The organism is Paracoccus liaowanqingii (assembly GCF_004683865.2).
GTDB classification, from domain to species: Bacteria; Pseudomonadota; Alphaproteobacteria; order Rhodobacterales; family Rhodobacteraceae; genus Paracoccus; species Paracoccus liaowanqingii.
Genome location: NZ_CP040758.1, coordinates 42,918 through 56,041 on the forward strand (window position 1 = coordinate 42,918; position 13,124 = coordinate 56,041).

The following is a 13,124-nucleotide window of genomic DNA, read 5'->3' on the forward strand; positions in this document are numbered from 1 at the left end:
AATTATTATAACTTTTGAGCGCTTCAGCGCGCCTTCGAGATGCCTTGATCTATGTGTGAACGTTTGGCGTGCTTGCTACGAAAGCTGAAGTTAAGTCTGCCTATAACGATATTCCTTGGCGGGCTAAAGGTTGAAGGTAGGATCGGCTGGTTTTTTTTGATCAACAAATTTACTTCGCACGCGTGAGAACGCAACTACTGTTTTAAAAGATATCGTTTGCAGCTTGAGCTGCTGCCGGTTTCGTGGACAGCAGGTTAAGCTAGCATAGCGCGGGCCTCGAACTCCATGGGGCTGAGATAGCCCAGTTTCGAATGCCGGCGTCGCGGGTTGTAAAAGCGCTCAATGTGGTCAAACACGTCAGCGCGCGCTTCGTCGCGGGTGCGGTAGACCTTGCGGGCGGTCCGTTCAGTTTTCAACGACGAGAAGAAGCTTTCCATCGCAGAATTGTCCCAGACATTGCCAGCCCGGCTCATCGAGCAGGTGATGCCGTTGTCGGCCAGCAGGCGTTGAAATTGCTCGCTTGTGCCCCCACCCTGCCTCTTCAGTGAGACGAGGAGAGAAACTTTAAAGGGGAGTGAAAAATGGACGCCCGCACATATGGATAATGTATGTAAAAAGCTTACCCCAAGGCATATCCGACACCGCGGACGGTGCGCAGCGGATCCTCGCCGCCGTTCTTCATCAGCGCCTTGCGCAACCTGCCCACATGCACGTCGATGGTGCGGGTGTCGACATAGATGTCGCGGCCCCAGACCCGGTCCAGAAGCTGCTCGCGCGTCCAGACGCGGCCGGGCTTTTCCATCAGCGTGGACAGCAGCCGGAACTCGGTCGGGCCCAGATGCAGCGACTGGCCGGCGCGGAAGACGCGATGCTCGGCCGCGTCCAGGATGATGTCGGCGAAGGACAGCCGCTCGCCCATGGTGGCGGGGCGGGTGCGGCGCAGCTGGGTGCGCAGCCGTGCCAGCAGTTCCACCACCGAATAGGGTTTCACGACGTAATCGTCGGCGCCCGTTTCCAGCCCCCGCACGCGGTCGACCTCTTCCGAGCGTGCCGACAGCATGATGATGGGGATGTTGCGGGTCGAGGGATCCGCCTTGACCTGACGGCAGACCTCGATCCCCGAGACTTTGGGCAGCATCCAGTCCAGCACGATCAGGTCGGGCTGTTCCTCAGCCACCAGCAGCAGCGCATCCTCGCCATTGTCGGCCATCACCACGTCAAAGCCCTCGGCCTCGAGATTGTAGTGTAGGACCTCGCGCTGCGCGCCCTCATCCTCGACTACCAGAACGCAGGGAGCTTGCCGTGCCATCGGTCACATCCCTCCGAGAGAAGTGGTCACCGGCACACTGTTGCTCTTGGGGCGGGCCTCGTCGGGCAGCTCGCCGGTGACCAGATAAATGACCTGTTCCGCGATCGAGGTCGCGTGGTCGCCCATGCGCTCGACGTTCTTGGCGATGAAATGCAGGTGCATGCAGGGGGTGATGTTGCGCGGGTCCTCCATCATGTGGGTCAAGAACTCGCGGAACAGCGCGTTGTACATCTGGTCGACTTCGAGGTCGCGCTGGCGCACGTCACGGGCCAGATCGGCGTCGCGGCGGATATAGCTGTCCAGCGCGTCCTGCAGCATCTTGTTGACCGCCTGGCTCATCCGGCGCAGTGCGATGCCCGCCCCCTCGATCTGCGGCATCTGCGACAGGACCTCGGTGCGCTTGGCCATGTTCTTGGCATAATCGCCCACCCGCTCCAGCGAGGCCGAGATTTTGATGACGGCCAGCACCATCCGCAGGTCGGTCGCGGTGGGCGCACGCAGCGCGATCAGGCGCGCGGCATCCTCGTTAATCTGGGCCTCCATCAGGTCGATGGCCTTGTCGCGGCGGCGCACATCGTCGGCCAGATCCTCGTCGCGCGTGTCCAGCGCGGTCGAGGCGTCGGTGATCGCGGCCTCGACCATGCCGCCCATCTTGACCACCATCGCCTGGATCGTCTCCAGGTCGCGGTCGAAGGCCGAGGAGATATGCTTGTCGCGGTTCATCGTGAAGTCCTTTCAGAACCCTGCAGGTCGTGGCATCAGCCGATCCGGCCCGAGATATAGGCCTCGGTCCGGCTGTCCTGCGGCCTGGTGAAGATGTCGTCGGTATCCCCGTATTCGACCAGGTTGCCCAGATGGAAGAAGGCGGTCTTCTGGCTGACCCGCGCGGCCTGCTGCATCGAGTGCGTGACAATCACCACCGAAAACTGCTGGCGCAGCTGGTCGATCAGCTCCTCGACCTGGCTGGTGGCGATGGGGTCCAGCGCTGAGCAGGGCTCGTCCATCAGCAGGACCTCGGGCGAGGTAGCCACGGCGCGGGCGATGCACAGGCGCTGCTGCTGGCCGCCCGACAGGCCGGTGCCGGGCTCGGACAGGCGATCCTTGGCCTCGGTCCACAGGGCGGCGCCGCGCAGGGCGGTCTCGACGATCTCGTCCAACTCGGCCTTGTTGCGGGCCAGGCCGTGGATGCGGGGGCCATAGGCCACGTTGTCGTAGATCGACTTGGGGAAGGGGTTAGGTTTTTGGAACACCATGCCGACTTTGGCGCGCAGCTGCACCGGGTCGACCTTGGAATCGTAGATGTTCTCGCCCTCCAGCAGGATCTCCCCTTCAACCTTCGCGCTGCTGATAGTGTCGTTCATGCGGTTCAGACACCGCAGGAACGTCGACTTTCCGCAGCCCGAGGGGCCGATGAAGGCCGTCACCGTCTTGTCCAGGATCTCGACGTTTAGGTCCTTAATGGCCTGCTTGTCGCCGTAATAAACCTGCACGTTGCGGGCCGTGATCTTGTTTTCGTTCTTGGCCATAATTCTGTCTACTCGCATGTCGTTCATGACGGGCCCCTTACCAGCGGCGTTCAAAGCGGCGGCGCAGCACGATGGCGACCGCGTTCATGACAAGAAGGAAGCCCAGCAGCACGATGATCGCGCCCGAGGACCTTTCGATGAAGGCCGGATCCGACCGCGACGCCCAGGCATAGACCTGAACCGGCAGGGCGGTGGCGGGGTCCAAAAAGCCTCCGTCCAGCGGCGAGGCGGGATAATCGCCCACAAAGGCAACCATGCCGATCAACAGCAGCGGCGCGGTTTCCCCCAAGGCGGTGGCCAAGCCCAAAATTGTGCCTGTCAAGATGCCGGGCATTGCCAGGGGCAGGACGTGATGGAACACAGTCTGCATCTTGGACGCACCCACACCCAATGCCGCGTCGCGGATCGAGGGCGGTACGGCGCGCAGGCTGGCTCGCGTCGCGATGATGATTGTGGGCAGTGTCATCAACGTCAGCACCAGTGCACCGACTAGCGTGGACGATTGCGGCAGTCCGGCAAAGTTGATGAATAGAGCCAGACCCAGGATACCATAGACGATAGACGGCACTGCAGCGAGGTTCGAGATGTTCACCTCTATCACGTCGGTGATCCAGTTCTTGGGCGCGAATTCCTCCAGATAGATCGAGGCTGCAACGCCGATGGGCAGCGCCATGATCAGTACTAGAAGCATCATGTAGGCCGAACCAATGATCGCCACGCCCAGGCCCGCGGCCTCGGGGCGCTGGTCGGACGCGTCGGCGGCGGTCAGGAACTGCAGGTTGAAGGCGGTCGTCAAGATCCCCGCCTCGGACAGGCGGTCGGCCAGCTGCAGCTGTTCGGGCGAAACGTTGCTGTCAAGCAGCGCCGTTTCCATCGTCACGCGGCCCTTCAGATATCCGTCCAAACGACTGGTGGCAAAGATCTTCACGTCCACCGTCTGTCCGATCAGATCAGGATCAGCCAGAACCCGGTCGCGCAGCTGCGCCGGGCCGTCCCGAGAAATCAGTGAGCCAACATTGCCCTCCTCGATCTCGTCAGTCGAAATCCCTTCGGCTGCCAGATAATCGACCAGCGAGGCGCGCAGCAGGTTGCCGTATCCGATGGTGGTGACGCTGGCCATCTCTGCCGGGTCGCGGTTGCCGTCCTCGTCCAGCTGCTCGGCGTCGAGCGTCACCGGAAAGGACAGGCTGGCTTGGAAGAACGCGCTGGTTCCGTCGCGAAAGATCGTGAACAGCATGATGAACAGCACCAGCAGGCTGATCGTAATCGCCCCCAGTCCGTACAGCATGAAGCGCTTTTCAGACCGGTTGCGGCGGCGCGTCAGTGCGTCTTCGACCAAGATCGATTTGTTCGGACGCCCACCCGAGGCGGGCAGGTCAGCGGCGGTGGCGTCGGTCATTCGTACTGCTCCCGGTACCGGCGCACGATGAGCAGCGCGACGATGTTAAGCACAAGCGTAAAGACAAACAGCGTCAGGCCCAAAGCAAAGGCCACCAATGTTTCGGGCGAGTTGAACTCTGTATCGCCGGTCAGCTGGCTGACGATCTTGACGGTGATGGTGGTCATTGCCTCGAACGGGTTCAGATCCATGCGGGCGGCGGCACCTGCCCCCATGGTCACGATCATTGTCTCGCCGATGGCGCGGCTGGCGGCCATCAAGACGGCCCCTACGATGCCCGGCAGGGCGGCCGGCAGCACCACCTGCTTGATCGTTTCCGACTTGGTTGCCCCCAGGCCAAGCGATCCATCGCGCATGCTTTGCGGCACGGCATTGATGATGTCGTCGGACAAAGACGAGATGAACGGGATGTTTAGGATGCCGATCACGATGCCCGCCGTCATGACCGAAGACCCGGAATTGCCCAGACCTAAGGGTTGAGCAAAATAATCGCGCAGGAACGGCCCCACGGTCACTAGGGCGAACAGGCCAAACACCACTGTCGGAATACCGGCAATGATTTCGATCATCGGCTTGAGGATCGATCGGGCAGTGGGCGAGGCATATTCGGCCAGATAAATGGCGGCAAAGATGCCAAGCGGTACGGCCACGATCATCGCCACCAAGCTGATATACAACGTGCCCCACAGCAGTGGCAGCAGACCTAATTCGCTGTTCCCGCGAAAATTGGGCGACCAGGTCAATCCGAAAAAGAAATCGCCGACTGGATAGAAGGTGAAGAACCGCGCCGACTCGCTCAGCAGCGACAGCACGATGCCAATCGTGGTTAGGATGGCGATCACCGAGGCTAGCGCCAGCAGGGCCAGGCTGACCCGCTCGACCCGGTTACGGGCGCGGAAGTCGCGGTCGGTGATGCGGACCGCATAGGCAAAGCCCGCCAGCGCCAGCACGATCACCAAGATGCTGCGCCCGATGGCGCCGAACGTCGCCGAGGCGCGGTAATCCTGTGCAGCGGCAAGAACCTGCGGCGTCACCTGCGCACCAAGCGCCACCCCCACGGCAGCCAGCGCCTGACGGACATCGGTGGATGCGGTGTTCAGTTCGCTGGCTTCGGTTTCGCTCAGCGCGCCGCGCGCGACGGCCACGTCGATCCCGGCCGCGACCCGGCGCACATCCCCCATCAGCAGGGTCATGGCACTGGGGTTCTCGACCTGCTCGGGCGGGAAATAATTCTGCAGCTGGCGTTCGATCACCAGCGGTTGGGCTAGCAGCCAGATGGCCAGCCCAAACAATGCCGGGACGGCGGCCATAATGGCCCCGTGCCAGCCGTAATGGGACGGCAGCGAATGCATACACCGGATGTTCCCATCAGCCGATGCCAAGGCGCGCCTGCGACAGACGACATACCCCGCCACGGCCAGAACAGCGATGAATGCAAAAAGAAAAAACACGCTCATGGCATGATCCTGACCGAACGGAAATCGGGGGCGGCGCGAACGCCACCCCTAGGCTTAATTGGATCAGTCTTCCAGCGCGCCCATGGGCGTGCGGTTCTCGACCATTTCCTGGGTCTCGGCCAGCTCCGGATCGGACACTAGGCCATAGTTGGCCAGCGGGCCGTTCGGGCCTGCCATGTCATCGGACACAAAGAAGGACACGTATTCCTGCAGGCCCGGGATTACGTCCAGATGCGCGTTCTTGACGTAGAAATACAGCGGGCGCGACACAGGGTATTCGCCCGAGGCGATGGTCTGGGTGGACGGTGTGACGCCGCTCATCGTAGCAACCTGCAGGGTGGCGGTGTTGTTCGAATAGAACGACAGGCCAAACACGCCGATGCCGTTGGCGTCGGCCGCGACGCGGGCTAGGGTTTCGGTATAGTCGCCGTCGATGTCGACCGACACGCCATCGGTGCGCAGCGTGGTGCACATGCCTTCGGCGGTGTCCTCGTCGGCGCCAGCTTCCATGAACACTTCCATGGCGCCCGTTTCTTCACAGCCGGCCAGGATCACGTTCTCGTCGAACACTTCACGGGTGCCATGACGGGTGCCCGGGATGAAGGCCAGGATTTCCTGGTCCGGCAGGTCCGAATTCACGTCCGACCAGCTGGTATGCGGGTTGGCCACGACTTCGCCGTCCACGACCACTTCGGCGGCCAGGGCGTTGAACCAGTCGGCGGGGGTAAAAGCGAACGATTCGCCGCCCACGGGCGAGGCGAAGACGATGCCGTCATAGCCAAAGCGCACTTCCATGATCTCGGTCACGCCGTTCTCGGTGCAACGGTCGATGTCATTCTGGGTGATGCGCGAGGACGAGTTCGCGATGTCGATGGTGTTTTCACCCACACCTTCGCAGAAGCGCTGACGACCGGCACCCGACCCGCCGGATTCGATCACCGGGCTGGGGAAATCGAAGTTTTCGGCAAATGCCTCGGCCACGATGGTCGCATAGGGCAGCACGGTCGAGGAACCGGCGACCTGCACCTGTTCGCGCGTCTGCGCTGCAGCGGCAAAAGCCGACAGAGCCAGAACGGATACTGCTGTCGCAGTTAGGCCAAAGGTCTTCATGCTTTTCTCCTTGGGAGGTGATGTTGCTGCGCTTGCCTACAGCAGTTTTGTGACCGCTATGCTATTTTAGCGTAACCGTTTTATGACAGCGCTATGTAGGAGAGCAGATTAGGGTAGGATAGCAGATCGGTTTGACCTGCTCACAAGCAGCTTCACCCTGTTCGCAGGCGGGGCCACGGTGGTCGGTCGTTCCTTTTGTGGATCACCCTTTCCCCTTCTTGCCTGATCATCCCTATTCCCGCGCCGGTCTTGCCGTAACCGTACCGCGTCTGAAATCTGCCGATCCAGGCTCAAAGCTCCTTGACAGGTAGGAACCAGGCCAGTCCGCGCCGGTCAGCGCTTGCTCCCTGGCGGGCTGCTTCGCCCGACACGGCTCGTCCCGGTTCCCACCTGTAGATCATTAAAGAGGGCTCAATTTTTACCATTGATAAGATTCCCTTTTTTGGACCCCTACCGGCACCGTGGTTCCGGTCGACCGGAACCACGGTGCCGGTCTCTTTTTGGTCTACCGGCAGGGTGGTTCAAGAAATTGGAATGAGATGTAAATTATTGGTTGTCAGACGCCCTCTGTCCGGCAGGCTGATTCCCGAATTTGGAATGGGGTGTCGTGTCTTGGAACAGCTGCCTGATCGTCGTCTTCAAGGATCCTGGGTCCAGACAGAGCGAGTTGCTCACGAGGCCTGGATGATCCTCATTGCCAAGTCCCCTATGGGTGCGCAGATCATGCACGCGCTGACGGCGAGGCTGGGCGACCATAATGCAGTCGTAATCTCTCAGGTCTCGCTTGCCAAAATCATCGGCCGATCGGAACGGGCTGTCCGAACCGCGATTTCGGTCTTGAAGGCGGACAACTGGATTGAGGTCCGGCAGCTCGGGAACGCTGCCACAGTGAATGCATATGTCATCAACGATCGGGTGGCTTGGACCGGCAAGCGCGATGGCATACGCTACAGCCTCTTCTCGGCGGCGGTGGTCGTGTCTGAGGAGGAACAGCCCGATCGGGAAAGCTTGGGCCGCCAGGCCGCTCTCCGTCGCATTCCTGACCTTCTGCAGAGCGAGGCCCAGATGCCGGCCGGCCAAGGTCTTCCGCCGATCTCGCAGCCCGCCCTTCCGATGATGGAGCCGGACCTGCCTGCGACGCGCCGGACCTACGACCTGGAGACCGGTGAGCTGCTAGACTGACCGGCCGGTCAGCCGAGCCCATAGTCCTTTGCGCTTCCGAGCTTCCTGTCCCGCTGGTGCGACTGGCGGCCAAGCTTCTTTTCCTCGGCCATGTCCAGACGCTTCTCCATCCCCATTGCCGAGACAAAGGGGCGTGCTGCCAGCACGGCGATGACCCGGGCGGCGTTGTCGCCCTTGATGCCGGCGGTGGCGGCCCGGGGCCTGCCCGGACCAGGCCCCGATGCACAGGATCAGCGCCCGCGCCTCCTGCGCACCGGCGCGCAGCGCGGTAAAATATGTGGCGAGCCGATCCGCGGGCGGACCATAGCTGCTCCAGACCCGCCGCCCATGCCGGCCAAAGGGGACGAAGCGCAGCCCCTCGGCCCCTGCCGCCATGTGGCTCGCTGACCAGACAGCCGGCTCGGCCACCTGCCCTGGTGGAAACAACTCGGCCATGCGCCACAGGGCCAGAACCTCAGGGCCGCGCGCCAGCGGGTGCAACGCTGTGAAGGCATCGACTGCCGCCAGAAAACTTAACGGCCGCGCCATCGAGCTCCCTGCCCTGCAGGCGCAGGTCCATGCTGGGGGAAGATGGCTCATCGGATGTGACGCGGCGATGCAGCCCGAGAAAGGCCGGCAGGTCCATCAAAGCCCCCTGCCCTTCCAGCCGCCGGACCGCCCACCGCGCCAGACGCAACGCCTCCGGGTCGGACGCCGCGCGGGCCTCCATCAGCTCGCGGCCGATCTCGTCTCGACCCAGCATCAGCCCCTGCGCCCGCAGCATCGCCTCGACCTCGACCTCGATGTTGACCAGGCGTTCGCGGGCCCCTGCGGCCTCCGCTGCGGGCAGCGCCAGCAACGTGGCCTCCAGCCGCCCGAGATCGCGGGCCGCAACTGCCAGTGCGGAGGCTTGAGCTGCCTGTGCGGCAAGTCAGGGCCGGGGATCAGCCAAAGACGACGTCTGGTCGATGAGCCAAAGCTCTATTTTAAATTTGAACGCAGTGTCTAGATAACTGTAGGCGTCATCTTGGCACCTTTATGAAGAGCACTAATGTATTTTCTGAGGACCGGTTGCAGCGGTTTACTGTTTGGCTACCAAGCGCACGAGAGCCCTGCGATTGGTCGTCATCCACTGAAGAAACAAAGCATATAATCGAGGGCGGATTACTTGCTTCTGTTTACAAACGGTTGTTTATTAGACGCATTACAGTTTGTAGAGCAGTCCCGAACATGCCCCTTATTGGCTATGCCCGCGTGTCGACCGAAGATCAGACCCCCCTGCCCCAGGTGCAGGCCCTGACCGCTGCTGGCTGCGCAAAGATCCACGAGGAATATGCCTCGGGCGGCGACCGGGCACGCCCGGTGCTGGCGCGGGTGCTGGAGCAGATCCGCAAGGGCGATACGCTGGTCGTGGTGCGCATCGACCGGCTGGCGCGGTCGCTGTCGCATCTCCTGGAGGTGATCGAGCGGCTGGAGGCCAGGGGTGCGTTTTTCCGCTCGATCGAGGATCCGATCGACACCGCCAGCCCTCAGGGCAAGTTCACGCTGCAGGTCCTGGGGGCGGCCGCCGAATTCGAGCGTGCCCTGATCCGCGAACGCACCAAGGCGGGACTGGCCAGCGCCCGCAGCGCAGGCCGCGTCGGCGGCAATCCCGGGCTGCGGGCCCGGGACCCGGCGGCGTTGCGCAAGGTCCGTCTGGCGCGCCACGAGGGCTACATGGACCGATTGTCCGGGACCGCGCAGGACTGGGTGCCTCTGGTTCGCCGCCTGCGCCCGGATATGGCATGGGAGGATGTGCTGCGCCTCGTCAATGCCCCCCTACCCCCGTCCCGCCACTGGACACAAGCTCGGCTGCTGCGCGCCACCCGTGCCTATGTCCGCGACGGCTTCCTGCCCGAAACCGTATTGGGTCGTGCGGCACGCTGCGATAGTGACGACCGCCTGCCCGCCCTCGTGGCAGCAATCCGGGGCGCAGACCCCGACATCACGCTGCAGGCGATCTGCGACCGGCTGGAGGCGATGCGCGAGCGCACCCCCCGCGGACGGACCACCTGGCAGCCCTCGTCCGTTAGGCTGCTGCTCCAGCGGGCTGGGAAGCTTGGCATGCTGTAAGAATTCTCAGAGAAAACTATCTACCCGCGTGCGCTGATTGTTGGTACTCGGCTAATACTAAGCATGGCGTCTAGCCCTTGCAGAGCAATGAGGCATGAATGCCAGAGGCGCTAATCTCTGTCACTATTTATGCAGAAATGCACGTGTGCACAAATGCACGTCCGAGCTTTTTGCACTACTCTCCGAACGCCCTGCCCGCCTCATGCCGGTTCCACAGCTCATTAAGTGCGTGCTCGATCAATTCAGAGTTAGTCATGTCCAACCGCGCCCGCAGGATCGCCACTCGTTCTAGGATCGGATCCCCCTTTTCAAAGTAGGCGCCAAGGTGCTTTTGTCCTACCCTCTTGCCCGAGCCTTTGGTCAGCGCAGGGTCAGCAACTAGCTTCTCCTCTAAGGGCGCGGGCTCTGCCACCTTTCCCATAGCCGCCAGTAGCGGGTTTGCTTTCTTCATCCGTGCACCTTTGCCCTCTTACCTTTTTACCTTTATGCAATCGTGCACACGTGCATTCCAGCACAATTGCTTATTTGCAATTTCGTAATTCTGCACGAACCCACGCCCAGAGAGCCGAAACTTCGTCGGCAGCCTTTCCTGCGTTGGCGAGCTCTTGGACTGTAAGGCCCGCGGCACTGGCATCTCGGTGGGCCTTCCGGCGATGCAGCACGACTGGAGCTGTCTGCGCGCCCATCGCCTCAATTACTTCTCGGGTATAGGCTACCTCCGCCGGGCCAGTCGGATTCGCCATGTTCACCACAGCGAAGACGGGACGGGAGAAGCCGCGGCACAAGCGAAGTGTGCGCGGCATCTGTTCGAGAGGCTCGACATCGGGAGTTGTCGGGATCAGCACCAAGTCAGCGACCTCAACAGCAGCCGGCGCTTCGGTCGAACGGGCAGGGGGCGTGTCGATGATGACCAGGTCGGCTGCATCTTTTGCCTGCGATAGCTTCTTCGGCAATTCGTTCTCAGTTGAGAACACAACAACGGGCATGTCCGCCTCGCGCCGCTCTGCCCACTGGCTAACACTCTGCTGCGCGTCCATATCGATCATTAATACTGACAGCCCATCGCGAGCCGCCGCAACTGCCAGAGAGCGCGCGAGGGTCGATTTTCCTACACCGCCTTTCTGCATTGCAATTGTGATCACTTGCATTCTTGCCCCTTTGCTTTTGTGCACACCTGCACAGTTGCATTTTTGATTATTGTACGCTTATTCGTCCCAGTTGATGATCTCGGGGGGTATCACGCTGAACAGATCATCTTGCTTCTCCTTCTGCGCCTGCCACTGGGCCTTTTGCTCTTCAACCGATTTAGTCCACCAGGACAACCTAAGTTTCGTCACCTTCCGTCCTTGCTTTTCTGCCACGTCGACGGAGCAAGAGAAGGGGGCTAGCGCATTCACCTCAGCGACGGCCGGCTCGATAGCTTTGCGACGCAGCGCCGCGAAAGGGCCGAGCTTGCCGTGGGGCACGCCCAGGTAGTCGCGTAGCTCGTCAGTCTCAAAGTCGTTGTAGATGATGTGCTTCAATCCGATGCGCTTAGCGATCATCTCATAAAGCGCCATGCCATATTTCGTCCCGAAGCCGTGGAGAATTTGCATCTCTAGGCGGGCAAAGATCTGGCTGTCACGGAGAATTGGTAGAAGCTTTGAGTGCAACTCATAAGTCAGCATCGTTGCGATTCCTGGGCCGAACTTCTCTACGTCTGTCGGACCAAGGAGGTGAACGTTGCGGGTCGAACCATCGGACATGCGCACACGCACAACAGTCTGCATCAGGCTCAAAATTGCCTCGGTGACGCGGTCGTTCGAGGTGTGGTTGCCTCGAAGCTCAGAGAAAGGAATTCGGTACTCTTGCCCTTCAGCCGCCATGTCGGGGCCAAAGGCGTTGGACAGCAGCTGATTGTAAATACGCCGAGCAGCCAACGTAATCTTCTCGCCCCCACGCACCTCGATCAATTCAGCCGGCTTGATGACCTCACCACGGCGCTGGAACGCCCCGAGAGTACCGCTATTGCTATCGTGACTTTTTGGGCGAGGTTCGTCCTGCATCTAATGTGACCTATCTTGCATGCTACGTCACATTAGTCGGAGATGTTACGGATTTGAAAGCATAATGGCGGAGATCGGCCTGAAATTGCTGCAACCTCGCCCCAAAAGTCACCATGCGTATAAATCGGGTTGGGGCAAAGCAAAGGACCTCGCCCCAAAAGTCACCATACCTCGCCCAGAAAGTCACCTTACCTCGCCCAAAAAGTCACCATACCTCGCCCCATAGGTCACAGTCGCGCTATATTTTTTATTTAATTCAAAGGCTTATTTACGTTAAAATAAGAAAACTAAAAAAGAAAAAAAGAACAGCGAAATAGGGGACACCCAGCATGTCCCCTAAACGTAAAAACACAACCGTGCTCGACTGGCCCGACCAGCTCTCAATGGCACCGCCCGAGCTAACCGTCCGGCCTGGTCTTATATTGGGGAGGGTTGTCTCGCACGCATAACCAGCCGCGATGCAGCCCTGAAACACCCCATGAAAGGCAGTCCGAATGCGGTCACGTTCCAACGCGGTGAGACGGCACCGGTGAGGCAAGGGCATCGGACGATCATTCGCAACTAGGGCCTGTTGACGTTCATCTTAGCTGAATGACTGTGGCTGCAATCGAGATGAACGCCTTGAAGCTTTCGTCGGTTTTGCACGAGCGCATGGCGATACCCCGGTTTTCCTTGAGCTTTCCAAAGTAATTCTCAATCAGATGGCGCCATTTGTAGGTGTCCTTATCGAATGCGGCGGGAAACCGTCGGTTGGCTTTTGGCGGGATGACCGGGACAATCCTGCGTTCGCTCAGCTCGGCTCGCAGCCAATCGGCATCGAAGGCGCGGTCGGCGAGCAGGTAATCAGCACTAAGGTTACTGATCAACTCTGGCACCGCGCGCAGATCATGTGCCTGCCCTGGCAGGAGGCGGAAATCGACAAGGTTTCCAAGGGCGTCCGTCAACGCCAATATCTTGGTCGTCATGCCGCCCCGCGAGCGCCCTATGGCTTGGCTTTGAGTCCCC

At 60.8% G+C, this 13,124-nt stretch carries 13 protein-coding genes and 2 pseudogenes; 2 read left to right on the forward strand and 13 right to left on the reverse strand.

Annotation, left to right across the window (positions count from 1 at the left end):
• Positions 1-254 precede the first annotated feature (254 nt).
• The 7 genes and pseudogenes from E4191_RS16260 to E4191_RS16290 form a co-directional block, all read right to left on the reverse strand.
• Positions 255-524: pseudogene (locus tag E4191_RS16260) on the reverse strand (IS3 family transposase); the annotation flags it as partial.
• A 95-nt stretch (positions 525-619) separates the two neighbouring features.
• The gene (phoB, locus tag E4191_RS16265; protein ID WP_135816297.1) at positions 620-1,309 is read right to left on the reverse strand and encodes a phosphate regulon transcriptional regulator PhoB; all 690 of its coding nucleotides are present in this window, start codon (positions 1,307-1,309) and stop codon (positions 620-622) included.
• 3 nt (positions 1,310-1,312) lie between these two features.
• The gene (phoU, locus tag E4191_RS16270; RefSeq protein WP_139615550.1) at positions 1,313-2,032 is read right to left on the reverse strand and encodes a phosphate signaling complex protein PhoU; all 720 of its coding nucleotides are present in this window, start codon (positions 2,030-2,032) and stop codon (positions 1,313-1,315) included.
• Positions 2,033-2,067: 35 nt separating this feature from the next.
• On the reverse strand, positions 2,068-2,862 hold the full coding sequence (pstB, locus tag E4191_RS16275; protein ID WP_135816299.1) for a phosphate ABC transporter ATP-binding protein PstB: 795 nt from the start codon (positions 2,860-2,862) through the stop codon (positions 2,068-2,070).
• Positions 2,863-2,872: 10 nt separating this feature from the next.
• Positions 2,873-4,234, reverse strand: coding sequence for a phosphate ABC transporter permease PstA (gene pstA / locus E4191_RS16280; protein WP_139615551.1), 1,362 nt, complete (start codon positions 4,232-4,234; stop codon positions 2,873-2,875).
• Positions 4,231-5,691, reverse strand: coding sequence for a phosphate ABC transporter permease subunit PstC (gene pstC / locus E4191_RS16285; protein ID WP_139615552.1), 1,461 nt, complete (start codon positions 5,689-5,691; stop codon positions 4,231-4,233). The genes pstA and pstC overlap by 4 nt, the downstream gene beginning before the upstream one ends.
• A 63-nt stretch (positions 5,692-5,754) precedes the next feature.
• The gene (locus E4191_RS16290) at positions 5,755-6,801 is read right to left on the reverse strand and encodes a substrate-binding domain-containing protein (protein WP_139615553.1); all 1,047 of its coding nucleotides are present in this window, start codon (positions 6,799-6,801) and stop codon (positions 5,755-5,757) included.
• Positions 6,802-7,485: 684 nt separating this feature from the next.
• Between E4191_RS16290 and E4191_RS16295 the strand changes: the two genes are divergently transcribed.
• Complete coding sequence (locus E4191_RS16295) at positions 7,486-7,983, forward strand: helix-turn-helix domain-containing protein (RefSeq protein WP_228461774.1); 498 nt, start codon at positions 7,486-7,488, stop codon at positions 7,981-7,983.
• Between the two features lie 8 nt (positions 7,984-7,991).
• On the opposite strand, the gene E4191_RS23845 is transcribed toward E4191_RS16295, so the two are convergent.
• Both E4191_RS23845 and E4191_RS16300 read right to left on the reverse strand, forming a co-directional pair.
• A complete protein-coding gene (locus tag E4191_RS23845) occupies positions 7,992-8,129 on the reverse strand; it encodes a hypothetical protein (RefSeq protein ID WP_176562764.1) in 138 nt (45 codons plus the stop codon).
• A 308-nt stretch (positions 8,130-8,437) separates the two neighbouring features.
• Entirely contained in the window at positions 8,438-8,821 is a 384-nt protein-coding gene (locus tag E4191_RS16300) for a hypothetical protein (protein ID WP_139615554.1), read from the reverse strand.
• 371 nt (positions 8,822-9,192) lie between these two features.
• Between E4191_RS16300 and E4191_RS16305 the strand changes: the two genes are divergently transcribed.
• Positions 9,193-10,074 (forward strand): recombinase family protein, encoded by an 882-nt coding sequence (locus tag E4191_RS16305; RefSeq protein ID WP_139615555.1) that lies wholly within the window; start codon positions 9,193-9,195, stop codon positions 10,072-10,074.
• Positions 10,075-10,249: 175 nt separating this feature from the next.
• On the opposite strand, the gene E4191_RS16310 is transcribed toward E4191_RS16305, so the two are convergent.
• The 4 genes and pseudogenes from E4191_RS16310 to E4191_RS16325 form a co-directional block, all read right to left on the reverse strand.
• Positions 10,250-10,525, reverse strand: coding sequence for a hypothetical protein (locus E4191_RS16310; RefSeq protein ID WP_135816305.1), 276 nt, complete (start codon positions 10,523-10,525; stop codon positions 10,250-10,252).
• A 70-nt stretch (positions 10,526-10,595) separates the two neighbouring features.
• Positions 10,596-11,222, reverse strand: a complete 627-nt coding sequence (locus tag E4191_RS16315; RefSeq protein ID WP_135816306.1) for a ParA family protein — start codon at positions 11,220-11,222, stop codon at positions 10,596-10,598.
• Between the two features lie 57 nt (positions 11,223-11,279).
• Positions 11,280-12,119 (reverse strand): replication initiation protein, encoded by an 840-nt coding sequence (locus E4191_RS16320; RefSeq protein WP_139615556.1) that lies wholly within the window; start codon positions 12,117-12,119, stop codon positions 11,280-11,282.
• A 578-nt stretch (positions 12,120-12,697) separates the two neighbouring features.
• Positions 12,698-13,108, reverse strand: a pseudogene (locus E4191_RS16325) (IS5 family transposase); the annotation flags it as partial.
• Positions 13,109-13,124 lie beyond the last annotated feature (16 nt).